Annotated in this window: 9 protein-coding genes; 8 read left to right on the forward strand and 1 reads right to left on the reverse strand. The window is 50.3% G+C overall.

Features of this window, described 5'->3' with window-relative positions; translation table 11 throughout:
• The first annotated feature begins 2 nt into the window (after positions 1-2).
• The 5 genes from ACM9J1_RS13015 (at position 3) to uvrB (ending at position 9,270) form a co-directional block, all read left to right on the forward strand.
• Positions 3-1,616, forward strand: coding sequence for a DKNYY domain-containing protein (locus ACM9J1_RS13015; protein ID WP_415582504.1), 1,614 nt, complete (start codon positions 3-5; stop codon positions 1,614-1,616).
• Positions 1,617-1,665: 49 nt separating this feature from the next.
• Positions 1,666-3,915, forward strand: a complete 2,250-nt coding sequence (locus tag ACM9J1_RS13020) for an OmpA family protein (protein ID WP_415582505.1) — start codon at positions 1,666-1,668, stop codon at positions 3,913-3,915.
• A 107-nt stretch (positions 3,916-4,022) separates the two neighbouring features.
• On the forward strand, positions 4,023-6,389 hold the full coding sequence (locus ACM9J1_RS13025) for a TonB-dependent receptor (protein WP_415582506.1): 2,367 nt from the start codon (positions 4,023-4,025) through the stop codon (positions 6,387-6,389).
• Between the two features lie 4 nt (positions 6,390-6,393).
• On the forward strand, positions 6,394-7,215 hold the full coding sequence (locus tag ACM9J1_RS13030; RefSeq protein ID WP_415582507.1) for a DUF4249 domain-containing protein: 822 nt from the start codon (positions 6,394-6,396) through the stop codon (positions 7,213-7,215).
• Positions 7,216-7,278: 63 nt separating this feature from the next.
• Positions 7,279-9,270 (forward strand): excinuclease ABC subunit UvrB, encoded by a 1,992-nt coding sequence (uvrB, locus tag ACM9J1_RS13035; RefSeq protein WP_415582508.1) that lies wholly within the window; start codon positions 7,279-7,281, stop codon positions 9,268-9,270.
• A 103-nt stretch (positions 9,271-9,373) separates the two neighbouring features.
• Here uvrB and ACM9J1_RS13040 read toward each other — a convergent pair whose 3' ends face one another.
• Positions 9,374-9,775, reverse strand: a complete 402-nt coding sequence (locus ACM9J1_RS13040) for a TerB family tellurite resistance protein (RefSeq protein WP_415582509.1) — start codon at positions 9,773-9,775, stop codon at positions 9,374-9,376.
• Positions 9,776-9,994: 219 nt separating this feature from the next.
• Here ACM9J1_RS13040 and ACM9J1_RS13045 point away from each other — a divergent pair, with 219 nt between their 5' ends.
• Genes ACM9J1_RS13045 through ACM9J1_RS13055 form a run of 3 tightly spaced genes read left to right on the forward strand, consistent with a single transcriptional unit; the run spans position 9,995 to position 13,631 of the window.
• Positions 9,995-12,229, forward strand: coding sequence for a sensor histidine kinase (locus tag ACM9J1_RS13045; RefSeq protein ID WP_415582510.1), 2,235 nt, complete (start codon positions 9,995-9,997; stop codon positions 12,227-12,229).
• Positions 12,226-12,603 (forward strand): response regulator, encoded by a 378-nt coding sequence (locus ACM9J1_RS13050; RefSeq protein WP_415582511.1) that lies wholly within the window; start codon positions 12,226-12,228, stop codon positions 12,601-12,603. The genes ACM9J1_RS13045 and ACM9J1_RS13050 overlap by 4 nt, the downstream gene beginning before the upstream one ends.
• A complete protein-coding gene (locus ACM9J1_RS13055; RefSeq protein WP_415582512.1) occupies positions 12,600-13,631 on the forward strand; it encodes an adenylate/guanylate cyclase domain-containing protein in 1,032 nt (343 codons plus the stop codon). Before ACM9J1_RS13050 ends, ACM9J1_RS13055 begins: the two co-directional genes overlap by 4 nt.
• The last annotated feature ends 19 nt before the right edge of the window (positions 13,632-13,650 follow it).

A 13,650-nucleotide genomic window follows, 5' to 3' on the forward strand; every position in this document is an offset into this window, starting at 1 on the left:
GCATGAAAAGATTTTTCCTGTTTCTCACTTTACTATCGGCTGCGGCCTGTGCACAATCCGTTTCCGTAATCGCGCCCGAAACCGATGCCAGCCTAACGTTTCCGACCCGGATTTCCACAGACCGCCCGCTGTACATCGTCAATGCGAACAGCGTCATTTACCAAGACGGTGAAAATTTAGTGCGGATAAAGGCAGACCTTGCCACGTTCCGGCGGTCCAAGGAATACGATGCCGATTTTTTCGCGCTCGACAAAAACGGCATTTATTTCAAAGGGAAACTAGTAACGCCCGACACCGCCGGGTTTAAGATTGTCGGCCAGATCAGGACCGACGATTATTACGCGCCGCGGCATACGCTCTGGAAAAACCACCGCCATATTTTTGACAACGACCACATCGTGAAGGCTGATATCGATGTCGCGACATTCCGGTCGGCTTATTCGTCAACCGACTATTATTTCAAGGACAAAAACTTCCTGTATTTCGGCACGCAGAAAATCGAAGGTTCCGATGCAACATCGGCCAGCGAACCCATCGAACAAATCATCTTCGACAAAAACCACGTCTATATCGCAGGGAAAATCGCCACGTATAAAGGCGAAAACCTAAAGCCAGTAAACTGCAATTTCTTCAAGACGTCGAAATACGTAGTCAATCTGCAACTTCAGGAACAACCTCACATGGACGCGGCCACACTTGTGGGATTGTCGCGCCATTACGCAAAAGACAAAAACCACTTGTACTGGCAAAGGGAAAAGTGCGTAGTTCCGGGATTGGACCTCAGCCGCATCAAGGTTTGGGATCAAGTGAACCGGGCGTATTTTACAGACGGAAAAAAAGTATACGCCGGAACGCAGTATCTGCAGGCCAATCTCGATGCGAAAACCTTCGGCATGCTGCCACATTCCGATTTCTGTTATGACAAGAACGGGGTTTATCAGCAACAGTACAATGAAAAGACAAAAACCGTGGACAACGTAAAATTCCCGTTTACGTACGGACAACCGGTTTCGCCCGAAAACACGTTCATTACCGTGAATTCGCGTTACATCATCTACGATTTGCAAGCCTACGATCCGTGGGATAAAAAGCACTACAAACTGACGCGCGAGCAAGTTCAATTGGCCCGCAACAACCAACTCGACGTGGCGCAAATTGACCCTGCATACGCAAACCTGTTTGATTACAAACTCTACAAACACGACGGCAAAATCTATTGCGACGGAAAAGACACCGGCGCCGACGCCGAAACTTTTGAACGCCTCGGCGGTTTCTACAAAGACAAAAACCACGTGTATCGTTACCTGCGCGGCCAACAACTGGACATCATCGACGGGATTGACGCGGCATCGGCCAAGGCAATGCACTATTTCATCATCGATAAAAATGCGGTTTATAGCGGCCACAGCAAAATCATCGGTAGCCAAGGTTTCGAATGGCTCGCCGTGACAACCGGACACCGTCCGGGCTGCGGGTTGGATAAGACGCCGAGTTCAGACTTCTACATCCTGAAAAATGCAGAAGGATTTTGGGTTGCGCTGGTTTCGGATACGGTCAAAATCAATTTCCTCGGCCGTCAACTCGCCAATGCACAAATGAAACAACTTGGTTTCTAATCCAATAAACGCGACCCGATTTTCGTTAACATCGAACAAAACCATCAAGATGACCAAAACATTCTGGCTGTTGTGTTTCTTCACGGCCTTCGCAACGGCCCAAACCCGCGAGCTTGAACTGCATTTCCAAACCGACTCTTTTGAGCTAACGGCGTCGGAATCCCACAAGCTCGACCAATTCATCCAATCGTTTGACGACCGCCAAAACCTGACGATGGCCATCGCCGGGCATACTGACAACGTGGGCGATTTGGCGTACAATGCTGTGTTGTCCGACAAGCGCGCGCAAACCATCGCATCGGTATTCGGACGCAATGGATTCGACGAGCGGAACATCGTGACTTCCGGGCGCGGAGAAGTACATCCGGTAGCGAGCAACGACACCGATGCGGGCAAGGCGAAAAACCGGCGCGTCATCGTGAAAGTGTCCAAGCCCGAAAAAACAGTCGCGAAAACGATCGATAATAGAAGCCTTCCGGAAACCGGGAATTCCACAACCATCGGCAACGGCAAAGTGAACCACATCGGCGGCTTCAAGCGCGGGATGACGACCTTCACCATCGATGCCGAAAACCCCGAAGTCCTGACGTATCCATCGGGCACGAAAATCACCATTCCGAAATCGGCATTCGTGGACAAAGACGGCCGCACCGTTACCGGAAGAGTCGAGTTGAAATACATCGAATACCGCGACCCGATTGACTTTATCTTGAGCAATATCGCGATGGATCACGGCGGCGGCACGTTCCATTCGGGCGGCATGTTCAAGATTTTGGCGTATCAGAACGGGCAACAAGTCCATCTGGGGAAAGGCCAGGAAATCGATTTTGAATTCCCGATTACCGACAATGTGCCCGACATGAACTTTTACCGTTACGACAGCATCTCGCGGCAATGGACCGAACTGCCCAGGCCGAAACCGCTTGATAGTGCTCCAAAAATATTTACGGTAAGCCGCATCGACCTGGTCGACGCAAACAACTTAAACTATCCATGTTCGCTCGATCCTTGCCTTTCGCTAGGTTACATCCGCCAAAAAGGAATGAAACTGGCCGAAATGGAACGTTCGGTTTACCAATATTATCTCGATTATCAAAAGAAACGCGATTCAACCCTTGTGCGCGACCGCAAAGAAGACGAACCGGTTTGGGTAGACACCGGAACCCATGCGGGCTACATGAAACCCAAACAAGCCATCGTCGTTTTTGAGCGCGTGGTCAAGGCGCGCAGCCGCAGGTTGGCCAAACTTCCCGGATACATCGAGCGACTGACGCCAAGTTTTTCGGTGTCTAAATTGGCGCCGGCAGACGGTAAACCGCGCTTCATCGTCAATTACAAAGCGCCCAACAACATCAAAATTCCGGAATTCGCCAGTACCGAATGGACCGCCGAAGATGCGGCGCTGCCCGAATACCTTTTCACTAAAAAATGGGATTCGTGTACGATTTCGATCTTGGGAAATGACCGCTACAAAATCGTCCTGAAAGACTCGACTGAAACGCTGGCGCTGTCTCCGCTTGGCATGAAAAATCAAAACCTTCAGGGCAATTCGAAGGAAAAGTTCATCGCCGGATTGAATATGGCCGTCGGCATCCAAAAGAAAAAAATCCAACGATTGACCGACACGAAAATACAGGCCGAAAAGGAACTGGCCGATGCGCGCGAGAAAATAGAACTGCTGAAACAGGGCAAATACACCGACAGTTACGTAAAGAACCTCGACGAAATGGAATGCTTCTGGAAAATGAACCGTACCTACATGTCCGCCAAGGAAATCTCTATGAGCACAGACGCTTGGTTCCAGTATTTCGACAAGAACAAAAAGCAGATGGCCGAACGATACACCGAGCTGACCATCAGCCGGGAATGTGCCGAGCGTGCCAGGCTACAACAGCAGGCAGTCCAGATGCGAAACAACGCGAAAGCCCTGACACAATCACTTAAAATCTCGGACCTCGGCATTTACAATTGCGACCAGATTGCGCGGTTGCAACAGCCGGTCATCGTGGATGTGACCTACCGCGACCAAGAGGGAAAGAAAGTCCGGCCAACGTTCATTTACCTCGTGGACAGCCGCATCAATGGCATTTTGCGTTACGACGGTTCGTTTGACTATTCGCCGTTCCATTTTGCGTACAGCCCAAAATCGGAGAACACCTTACTGGCTTTTGCCGGCAACGATTCATACATCGTCAGTGCCGAGGAATTCCGGAAAACAATGGAAAGCGGCCAGGGTTATATCACGCTACGGAAAGTCGAAAAGATAGAAACCAAGGAAGATTTGGCGGCGCAGTTTTAGACCGGTGATGGTGAATTTGGGCGGCGGAAGTGTTAACTAAAAATTAACTTCAAACGCCGAAGTAACCGCTACTTTTGCAATGCCTTACGGCCATCAATCATCATCCAATGACACAAAAAATCCTCGCCTGGCTCTTTCTGGCCTTGGCATTCCATGGTTACAGCCAGGAGAAATTCACCTTCAGCGGCACGGTGCGCGACGCCCGAACGAACGAAACCCTGATTGGCGTCAACCTTTATTTCCCAGACAAGAAAATTGGAACAACCACCAATGAGTACGGGTTTTTCTCGCTCACGCTCCCTAAAGGCGACTACCAGCTGGAAGTGAGCTACATCGGGTATGAAACCATTTCCCAAACGTTGTCTTTGTCGGCCGACATCAAGAAAGATTTCCTGCTGACCGAAACCGGACAGCAACTCGACGAAGTCATCGTTACCGAGAAAACCGCGACCAATACCCGAAAGCCGGAAATGAGCGCGCACAAACTCAGCGCGGCGGCCATCAAGAAAATACCCGTAGCCTTGGGTGAAGTCGATGTCCTGAAAGCGCTGTTGACCTTGCCCGGTGTGACCAATGCGGGCGAAGGACAATCCGGGTTCAACGTGCGCGGCGGCGGTGCAGACCAAAACCTGATTTTGCTGGACGAAGCCACCATTTACAATTCTTCGCACGTGTTCGGCTTCTTTTCGGTATTCAACAACGACGCGATCAAGGACGTAAAACTCTACAAAGGCGGCATTCCGTCGCGGTTCGGCGGGCGCGTTTCCTCGGTGCTCGACATCTATCAGAAAGACGGCAACAGCAACAAGTTCAGCATGAATGGCGGCATTGGTTTGATTTCCAGTCGGCTACTGGCTGAAGGTCCGATCGTGAAAGACAAAGGTTCGTTCCTGTTCGCGGGCCGCGCGTCTTATGCGCATTTGTTCCTGAAAGTGACCGACAACAACAACTCGGCGTATTTCTATGACCTCAACACCAAGCTCAGCTACAAACTCAACGCAAACAACAATTTGTATCTCTCGGGTTATTTCGGGCGCGACGTGTTCAACATCAACGAGAGTTTCATCAATACCTACGGAAACGCCACGCTCAACGTGCGCTGGAACCATTTGTATTCGGACAAGCTTTTCTCGAACCTCTCGGCGATCTATTCCGACTATTACTATGGCTTAAACCTGAACCTGCTGGGTTTCCTCTGGAATTCCGGCATCAAGAATTACAACCTCAAATACGATTTCAAGCATTATATCGGCGACAAAATCAAGCTGAATTACGGCGTGAACGGTTTGTATTATGAATTCAATCCGGGCACGATCGAGCCGTCGTCCGCCGAATCCGGCATTAATTACAGACAGCTCGAAAAGAAATACGCCTTTGAGCCCGCGGGTTACGTGGATGTCGAGCACAAAATCTCGCCGTCGCTGTCGCTTTCGTACGGATTGCGTTATAGTTTGTTTTACCGTTTGGGGAATTCAACGGTGAACCTGTATGAAGACAACAATCCGGTCGTGTTCAACCAGGAACTGCAGATTTACGAGAAAGCCACGCCCATTGCCTCGGAGCATTACGGCAATAACGAAGTCATGGAAAGCTTCAACAACCTCGAACCGCGGTTCGCCGCTTCCTACACGATCGACGACAACCGTTCGGTTAAGGCCAGCTACAACCGCATGGTACAGTATTTACAATTGATATCCAACACCGCATCGCCCACGCCATTGGATGTCTGGACGCCGAGCGACCGCTACATCAAGCCGCAACTGCTCGATCAGGTGGCCGTAGGGTATTTCCAGAACCTGAAGGAAGACGAATATTCCATCGAGACCGAAGCATTTTTCCGAAAGGTCAAGAACCGCATCGATTACATTGACGGCGCCGACCTCATCGCCAACGAAGCCATCGAACAAGTCATCCTCAACGGCGAGATGCGTTCGTACGGTTTGGAATTGCTCGTTAGAAAAAACACCGGAAAGCTCACCGGCTGGGTTTCCTACACGCTGTCTAAATCTGAACAGCGCACGCCGGGGCGAAACGCCTTGGAAACCGGCATCAACGACGGCGAGTGGTACCGTTCGGGTTACGACAAACTCCACAATCTGTCGGTCACCGCGGCCTATACGTGGAACCCGAAATGGAGTTTCAGCGGCAATTTCGTGTTGCAAAGCGGCCAGCCCGTGACATATCCGGAAGGCCAATACCAATACCAAGGCGTGACCATCCCGATATACGGCGCGCGCAATGCCGACCGTTTGCCGGCGTACCACCATTTGGACGTGGCGGCCACCTACACGCCCAAACCCGACAAGAAAAAAGGCTGGCAGGGCGAATGGGTGTTCAGCATTTACAACCTGTATTCGCGTAAAAATGCGGCGTCGATCACGTTCCGCCAGAACGAAACGACAGGTTCCAATGAAGCCATCCGTTTGTCTATTTTCGGGATCGTGCCGTCGGTGACGTATAATTTTAAATTCTAAGGCCATGAAAAAATTTACATACTTCCTATTGTCCATTATCAGTTTAGGTTTGGTTTCCTGCGAAGACGTCGTGGATGTCGATCTGGATACGGCAGCGCCGCGCTTGGTCATCGATGCGTCGATCCAATGGCCGAAAGGCAGTGCGGGCAACGAACAGCAGATCAAGCTGTCCACGACCACCGGGTTTTACGACACCAACATCCCGACGGTTTCGGGCGCCATCATCACCGTGACCAATTCGGCTGGGCAAGTGTTCAACTTCGCCGAAGAAGTACCGGCTTCGGGCATTTACCTTTGCCATGATTTCGTTCCGCAACTCAATGAAACCTATGTCATGTCGGTACTGCTCGGCGGCGATTTATACACTGCCACCGAAATCCTGAAACCGGTAGCTGAGATTACATTGATCGAACAGAACAACGAAGGCGGTTTTACGGGCGAAGACATCGAAATCAAAACGTATTTCAACGATCCGGGCGCGACGCAGGATTATTACCTGTTCCGCTACAAACCGAGCATCAATGCGGTGCCGTCTTTCGATGTCAGCGACGACGAATTCTACAACGGCAACGAGTTCTTCGGTTATTACAGCAACGAAGACATTGAAAGCGGCGACACGATCGACATCACATTATATGGCGTTTCCAAGCGGTATTTTGAATACATGGCCAAACTCATTTTGATTGCACAAGGCAGCGACGGGCCATTCGGGACGCCGCCGGCTACGGTTCGCGGGAACATCGTCAACCAGACCGATGCGGCCAATTTCGCGTTGGGCTATTTCAACTTATCTGAAACCGACCAGCAAACCTACGTGCTGGAATAAACGTTTGGGATGCCGTTGGCAGGCCGCGCGATAATTCGTAAATTGTGAGACTTATTCCTAGCTATGAAGTTTGAGGTCATATCCGATTACAAGCCCATGGGCGACCAACCGCAGGCCATCGAAAAATTGTCTGCGGGCATCAACCACGGCGAAAAATTCCAGACATTGCTCGGCGTGACCGGTTCGGGCAAAACCTTTACGATGGCCAACGTCATCCAGGAAGTGCAACGCCCGACACTCGTACTGGCGCACAACAAAACGCTTGCTGCGCAATTGTATTCCGAATTCAAGCAGTTCTTCCCGAACAATTCCGTCCAGTATTTCGTGTCGTACTACGATTATTACCAGCCGGAAGCCTACATTCCCGTAACCGGTTTGTACATTGAAAAGGACTTGTCCATCAACGAGGAACTGGAAAAAATGCGATTGAGCACAACCTCTGCCCTATTGTCCGGGCGGCGTGATGTGCTCGTGGTGGCTTCCGTATCCTGTCTGTACGGCATCGGCAACCCGGTGGAATTCCAGAAGAATGTGATTTCGATACATTCCGGGCAGGTTATTTCCAGGACGAAATTGCTGCACAAACTCGTACAAAGCCTGTATGCGCGCACCGAAGCCGACTTTACGCCGGGCACATTCCGCATCAAGGGCGACACCGTGGAAATATTCCCGAGCTACGGCGACGAACCGTTCCGCATCCATTTCTTCGGGGACGAAATCGAGGAAATCGAGGCGTTTGATGCGAAGACGTCGCGCGTCATCGAAAAATACAGCAAACTCAATATTTATCCGGCGAACATGTTCGTGACTTCGCCCGATATCTTGCACCAAGCCATCTGGGAAATCCAACAGGACTTGGTAAAACAAGTGGATTATTTCAACAGCATCGGCAAACACCTTGAAGCCAAACGCTTGGAAGAACGCACCAATTTTGATTTGGAGATGATCCGCGAACTCGGCTATTGTTCGGGCATCGAAAATTATTCTCGTTACCTTGACCGGCGTTTGCCCGGCACGCGTCCGTTCTGTTTGATCGACTACTTCCCGAAGGACTTTTTGATGGTCATCGACGAAAGCCACGTCACGATTTCGCAAGTGCATGCCATGTACGGCGGCGACCGTTCGCGCAAGGAAAATCTGGTAGAGTATGGTTTCCGATTGCCCGCCGCCATGGACAACCGGCCGCTCAAGTTCGAGGAATTCGAGGCGATGCAACACCAAGTGGTTTTCGTTTCGGCCACGCCGGCCGATTACGAACTCGAGAAATCAGAAGGCATTTACGTGGAACAGGTCATTCGCCCTACCGGACTGCTCGATCCGGTGATTGAAGTACGGCCGAGCAAGAACCAGATTGACGATTTGATCGAGGAAATCCAGCAGCGCGTGGAAGTGGACGAGCGTGTCTTGGTGACGACACTGACCAAACGAATGGCTGAAGAACTGACAAAATATTTAACGAAAGTCGACATCCGTTGCCGCTACATCCATTCTGAAGTCGATACGCTCGAACGCGTGGAAATCATGCAGGATTTGCGCAAAGGCTTGTTCGACGTGCTCATCGGTGTGAACCTGTTGCGCGAAGGATTGGACTTGCCTGAAGTGTCGCTCGTGGCGATTCTCGACGCCGACAAGGAAGGTTTCCTGCGCAGCAACCGCTCGCTCACCCAAACGGTAGGACGCGCGGCGAGAAATGTCAACGGCAAAGCCATCATGTATGCCGACACCATCACCGACAGCATGCAGCGCACCATCGACGAGACGAATTACCGTCGGGCCAAACAAATGGCTTACAACGAAGAGAACAACATCGTGCCGCAGGCGCTCAACAAGAAAATCGAAAATGCATTGGGCCGGAATTCGGTCGCGACGCAATATCTGGAAAAACGTGACGCCAAAGCCTCCGAACCCGAAAACCAATACCTAACCAAGGCAGAGATCGAAAAGAAAATCAAGGACGCCCGAAAAGCCATGGAAAAAGCCGCCAAGGATTTGGATTTCATGCAAGCCGCGAAATGGCGGGATGAGATCAAGGCCTTGCAGGCAATTGACAATTGATAATTGATAATTGATAATTGATAATTTAAAAAAAGGTTCCGCAGAGCGGAACCTTTTTTATGCGCAATCTGGACATTGTCCATTGTCCATTATCAATTATCAATTAATTCTGCTGTTCCTTAAAAGCCGCAACAACCAACTCCGGTTCTACCATACCTGTCGGCGAGGTTTTCATCAGATCCAGCACGCGGTTCATGGCGGCCGGGCTCAATCCCATATTGATGCCGAGTTGGCGGATGGCGATGTGTTCATTTTGGTGGAGTTTGCCGTCTACGTGCATCAGCAAGGCCAACCGGTAGAATTGGTGGATGCGTTGGGCTTCGCTCTTGATGACGCGGATGTCTGATTGTTGACGGAACAAGTCGATGAACACCGGTTTATCAATACTGAGTTCGCGGGCCACCAGCGAAAGGAATTCCATTTCGCGTTCGTGCAATTCGCCGTCCACTTTGGCGAATTCGATCATTTCGGATAGCAAGCTGATTTTTTGTTCGTAGGTATTCATGGGCATTTGTTTTCAGTAAAAATATTCCATCCGAGCCATAAATCCAAAACTTTACGACGAAAGCACCGATAAATACGGTGTTTTTACCTCATAGACAATCATCGCCAATCATTTATAATAATTTGTCATTCAACGGTATAATAGAAATATATTCCTATTTTTGGGACAGACGGTGCGGCAGCCCTCCTGCCCGTTGGCGCAATCCCTTACATGAAGCCGATGAAAAAAATAATGCTGTTGCTACTGCTTTTGTCGCCCCTTTGGGCATCGGCGCAGCCTTATGTAACCAACAAAAAGAAGGTCGCCGAATTGCACCGGCAACTCAAAGTGAGCAAGCCGGATTCCGCCCGGGTGAACATCTACATTAAGCTCTGCCAGAATATCGAGCTCAGGCAACGGGATTCTCTTCTGCATTATGCGTCTTTGGCGCTAACGCTCTCCAAGAAAATCGGCGACAAAAACGGCGAGGGAAAAGGACATTTAATGTATGCCATCGCACTACGGGGCATCGGATATTATGGCGAGCAAGGTTCGATAACCGACATCCTCTCGCACCTGGAAAAAGCAGAGAAAATATTCAAGACTACTGGCGATGAGTTCCAACTCGCTGAAACGTATCGGCAAATCTCTCGCACGCATTACGTAATGAAAAGCGACTACATCACCGGCTACAAATACAATATGCAGGCGCTCAAAATCTATGAACGACTGGGGAAAAAGCGCGAAATGTCATACTTGTATGAAGACCTTTCCATACTGTATTCAAGTGCCGATGAAATCAAGGAGCAATTGTACTACCTCAACAAATCGCTGGCGCTGAATATCGAATTGAATGATTCCACAGCCATTGGCGATAAAAAAGGATATATCGGGATTTGCCATAAAGACAATGGACGATATGAATTGGCATTGCAAAGCATGTTCGAGGGTTTGAAAATCTTTGAGCAAATGGGCAGCAACAGCCCGGATTACGGCGTGCCTTGGATCAAAGGCTGTATCGGGGAAGTGTATGTCCTGCAGGCGAAGGAGCTGATTTCAAAGAAAAACATTGAAGCCGGAAAATCAAAGCTGGAAAGTGCGCTCAAGCTTTTCATCGATCGGTTCGACGCCGAAACCGCCGGGAAGATGTCGCACCGTGAAACCTATCTCCAATTGGCCGAATGTCACTTGCTGCTCAGTGATGTATCGGCCGGTAAGAAACGACAGCACCATATATCGGAAAGCCTACGGTATTACACCGTTTCCAATAAAACGCTTATCAATACAGACAATGATTGGATGATTTCCATATCGTATCTCGGGTTGTCCAAAGGATACGAAGCAATGGGCGATTATAAATCGGCCTATGAAAACCAAAAAAAATATGTGTTGTACCGCGATAAATATGAAGACCAGCGCAAAGAATCGGAACTGCTGAAACTCAAGATGCAACATGCTTTCGCCAACGAAAAGGAAAAAGTGAAAGCCGAACAAGCGAAGAAAGATGCCGAGGCCAAACGCGCCAAAACCCAGCAACTTTCCATCATCGTGGCATTGGGCGCCATCGTTCTCGCCGTCCTGGTCATTGTACTGATCCTGTTCAAGAACAACAAACAAAAGCAAAAAGCCAATCATTTGCTGCAGGAGGAAAAGGAAAAAGTGGAAGCGGCGCTCGGCGAACTGAAGGCCACGCAACAGCAACTCGTCCAGTCGGAGAAAATGGCTTCGCTGGGAGAATTGACCGCCGGCATTGCGCATGAGATACAGAATCCGCTCAATTTCGTGAACAATTTCTCTGAAGTCAGCAATGAATTGATTGCCGAATTAGTAGACGAACAACAGAAACCGAAAGACCGGCAGGACGAAGCCTTGATCGCCGAAATCCTCACCGACATCAAGCAAAACCTGGAGAAAATAAACCATCACGGCAAACGCGCCGATGCCATCGTGAAAGGCATGCTGCAACATTCGCGCACATCGTCCGGGCAGAAAGAACCCACAGACCTCAACGCGCTGGCCGACGAATACCTGCGCCTGGCCTATCACGGCCTGCGGGCGAAGGACAAGAGTTTCAACGCCGAACTGGCCACCGATTTCGACACATCCGTCGGGAAAGTCAACGTCGTGGCGCAAGACATCGGGCGCGTGATATTGAACCTGATCACCAATGCGTTCCATGCGGTGAATGAGAAAAAGAAGTCGGGCATCGAGGGTTACAAACCCACCGTTTCGGTCACGACGAAAAAGAGCGGAAAACGCGTAACCATTTCGGTCACCGACAATGGCAACGGCATTCCCGAAGCCATCCGGGAGAAGATATTCCAGCCGTTCTTTACCACCAAGCCCACGGGCGAAGGCACCGGCCTTGGGCTTTCGTTGAGTTACGACATCATCACCAAAGGCCATGGCGGCACGATCGACATCAAGAGCGAACCCGGCCAATACACCACATTCACCATAAACTTGCCGACATGAAAATACTGGTTGTAGACGACGAAATGGACATGCAGCCACTCTTTGAACAGCGGTTCCGGAAAGAGCTGAGAAGTGGCGAAATCAACCTGAATTTTGCATTTTCGGGCCACGAAGCCATCGGTTATCTGCAGGCGCACGCGCACGAAGCCGTGTTGATTTTGTCGGACATCAACATGCCGGGCATGAGCGGCCTGGAACTGCTGCGTGAAATCAAGCAGCGGCATACAAACCCGCCGGCTGTTGTGATGATGATCACCGCGTACGGCGATGGCGAGAATTACGATAAGGCCATGGCATTGGGCGCCGATGATTTCCTTACCAAGCCCGTAGACTTTACCGTTTTGAAAGAAAAACTAAAACACTTCACGTCATGACGAAAATACTGGTCGCCGACGATGAGCCAGATTTGGAAGTGCTCATCCGGCAGAAATTCCGGCAAAAAATCAGGCAGCAGGAATACGAATTCGTCTTTGCGGCCAACGGCAACCATGCCATCGAAAAGTTGGGCGAAAACCCAGACATCGATTTGGTCTTGAGCGACATCAACATGCCCGAAATGGACGGACTGACGTTGCTCGGCGAATTGGCGCGTACCAATCCGTTATTGAAGACCGTGATGGTTTCGGCCTATGGCGACATGGACAACATCCGTACGGCCATGAACCGCGGCGCGTTTGACTTCGTGACCAAACCCATCAATTTCGAAGACCTGGAATTGACCATCGAGAAAACCGCGAAACACGTCACGCAACTCAAGGAAACATTCCAAGCCATCAAGGAAAACAACATTCTGAGAATGTACGTCGATGAAAATGTGCTCAACTTCATGGGCTCGCGCGAATACGAAACCTCGCTCACCGACAACGAAACCATCGAGGCGACCGTGGCGTTCATCGACATCTGCGGCTTTACGGCCATCAGCGAAAAAGAATCGCCTGATACCGTTGTCAAACTGCTCAACGACTATTTCGACGTCATGGTCAAGGAAATCATTGCGCAAGGCGGCATCATCGACAAATTCATCGGCGACTGCATCATGGCGGTGTTCAAAGGCGATTTCCACCTGGACCGCGCCATCGAAGCCAGCCTGGCCATCCGGAAGGCAATTGCGGCGCTGCCACAGGAAAAGACGTTCGCGCCACAGGTTTCCATCGGGATCAACAGCGGCGAGATGATTTCGGGCAACATCGGGTCGGTAACGCTCAAACGGCTGGATTATACCGTCATCGGCGATACGGTGAACACCTCGCAACGGTTGCAAAGTGCTGCCACCAGCGGGCAAATCATCATCACCGAATCGTCTTATGAAAAAGTGAAGCAATCGTTCCACTGCGAGAAAATCGGCCAAGTCATGTTGAAAAACAAACAACAGGAAATGGTTTTGTATGAAGTACTGCATTGATTTTCGGCGTATTTTTAGC

This window comes from Flavobacterium longum (genome assembly GCF_965137575.1).
GTDB classification, from domain to species: Bacteria; Bacteroidota; Bacteroidia; order Flavobacteriales; family Flavobacteriaceae; genus Flavobacterium; species Flavobacterium longum.

Excerpts from the sequence above, each read along its gene's own strand:
- ACM9J1_RS13055 (WP_415582512.1), top strand. The coding sequence starts at position 12,600 with ATGACGAAAATACTGGTCGCCGACGATGAGCCAGATTTGGAAGTGCTC.
- ACM9J1_RS13050 (WP_415582511.1), top strand. The coding sequence starts at position 12,226 with ATGAAAATACTGGTTGTAGACGACGAAATGGACATGCAGCCACTCTTT.
- uvrB (WP_415582508.1), top strand. The coding sequence starts at position 7,279 with ATGAAGTTTGAGGTCATATCCGATTACAAGCCCATGGGCGACCAACCG.
- ACM9J1_RS13025 (WP_415582506.1), top strand. The coding sequence starts at position 4,023 with ATGACACAAAAAATCCTCGCCTGGCTCTTTCTGGCCTTGGCATTCCAT.
- ACM9J1_RS13030 (WP_415582507.1), top strand. The coding sequence starts at position 6,394 with ATGAAAAAATTTACATACTTCCTATTGTCCATTATCAGTTTAGGTTTG.
- ACM9J1_RS13020 (WP_415582505.1), top strand. The coding sequence starts at position 1,666 with ATGACCAAAACATTCTGGCTGTTGTGTTTCTTCACGGCCTTCGCAACG.
- ACM9J1_RS13045 (WP_415582510.1), top strand. The coding sequence starts at position 9,995 with ATGAAAAAAATAATGCTGTTGCTACTGCTTTTGTCGCCCCTTTGGGCA.
- ACM9J1_RS13040 (WP_415582509.1), bottom strand. The coding sequence starts at position 9,775 with ATGAATACCTACGAACAAAAAATCAGCTTGCTATCCGAAATGATCGAA.
- ACM9J1_RS13015 (WP_415582504.1), top strand. The coding sequence starts at position 3 with ATGAAAAGATTTTTCCTGTTTCTCACTTTACTATCGGCTGCGGCCTGT.